General features: G+C 59.7%; 1 protein-coding gene. It reads right to left on the minus strand.

The features are described from left to right. Positions 1–119: 119 nt before the first annotated feature. Complete coding sequence (gene tnpC, locus C6H66_RS25100) at positions 120–1,625, minus strand: IS66 family transposase (RefSeq protein WP_105397057.1); 1,506 nt, start codon at positions 1,623–1,625, stop codon at positions 120–122. Positions 1,626–1,658 lie beyond the last annotated feature (33 nt).

Genomic DNA, 1,658 nt, shown 5'->3' on the forward strand with positions numbered 1-1,658 from the left:
TGTTCAAGTTCGGCTTTTTGCTCATCGGTAATGAAGATTTTCATGACTGATACCATGACCTCATTTGTAATGTTCCGGTGGACTCACCTTGCGTTGTCAGATAACAACAAAATGGGATGTTAACGGAAGGGATTCTCAGGCCAGGGCAGCAGCTCATTCAACCGATTGTTCGGCCAGACAGGCAGCCGGCTGAGGACATCACGTAACCAGACCCAGGGCTCATGTCCGTTGGCCTGAGCGGTTTCCAATAGGCTCATTATCATGGCCGCCCGTTGTCCCGCGGGCAGGGAACCCGCAAAAAGCCAGTTCTTTCGCCCGAGCGCCACACCCCGGACCGCATTCTCCGCCCGGTTGTTGTCTATCGGTACCCGACCGTCATCCAGATAACACACCAGCGCCGGCCAGCGCTTCAGCGTGTAATCTATCGCTTTGCGTAACCCAGAGTGGGGGGCCGTTTGGGTCTGCGTCGTCTGCAACCAGGACCGGAACTCATTCAGCCACGGCCGGGCATAACGCTGTCGCCACTGACGCCGTTTATCCGGCGGCCGGTGTTTGATTTTTCGCTCCAGCTTGTACAGGTCACGAATGCCATCCAGCGCCTGTTTCGCTACCGGACTTTGGCTCGCTTTGTATTGGTCAAAGAATTTGCGGCGGGCGTGAGCCCAGCAACCCGCTTCGGTGATATCCGACCGGGCATGCAGCGCGTTGTAACCGGCATAATCATCCGTCACCAACGTGCCGCCCGACCAGTCTTTCAGCAGGCTCTGGGCATAACGGCCACTGCGGCCGGGATGCAGCTCATAGTACACGACTGCGGGCGAGGTATCGGGGCCGGTGACAGACGTCCACAGGTAAGCCCGCTGGGTCTGGCCTTTTCCCGGGGCCAGTATCGGCAACGGAGTCTCATCGGCATGCAGCACCGGGGACGTCAGCAGCGCCTGCTTCAGGGCATCGGCCAGCGGTTGCAACGCCACCGCCACCTGCCCCACCCAGTCCGACAGGGTGCTGCGGGCCAGGGTCACGCCGCTGCGGGCATAGATTTGCTGCTGACGGTAGAGCGGCAGGTGGTCACGATATTTGGCGACCACCACCTGAGCCAGCAATCCCGGCTCTGGAAGGCCCTTTTCAATCAGGTGGGCGGGCTGGGCTTTAGCATGCACACACTGACAGCGCGCGCAGCTGTACTGCGGGCTGATATAGCGCCGGACGATAAACGTGGCCGGACGGTATTCCAGTCGCTCACTGATTTCATCACGCAAAAAGCGCAGGGCATGACCGCAATCCGGGCAGCTCTCCGTCTCCGGCGCCAGCCGGATATCTTCACGGGGTAAAGTCGCCGGCAAAGGCTGACGTTTAGGCTGGGCCGGGGTCGCGTTTTCCCTGATATGCAGGCGTGACAGCTGGGTTTCCAGCACCGCGATATCGGTATCGGCATCTTCCTCAAACTGACTGCGTTTGGGACCGGCAGGCAGGGTTTCGCTGTGCGCGCCAAAACGCCAGCGTTGCGCCTGTTTCAGGGCCTCTTCCAGCTGGCGAATATAATCACATTGTTGCTGAAGCAGCGCCAGTGCCCGCAGGCGGAACTGGCCGGGGTCATCCAGCGCGATTAAGTCATGGAGCGTCATACCGACAGTGTACCGGATAATTCCCCGTCGATA

Origin of the sequence: Photorhabdus hindustanensis (assembly GCF_002968995.1) — a bacterium.
Classification (GTDB): domain Bacteria; phylum Pseudomonadota; class Gammaproteobacteria; order Enterobacterales; family Enterobacteriaceae; genus Photorhabdus; species Photorhabdus akhurstii.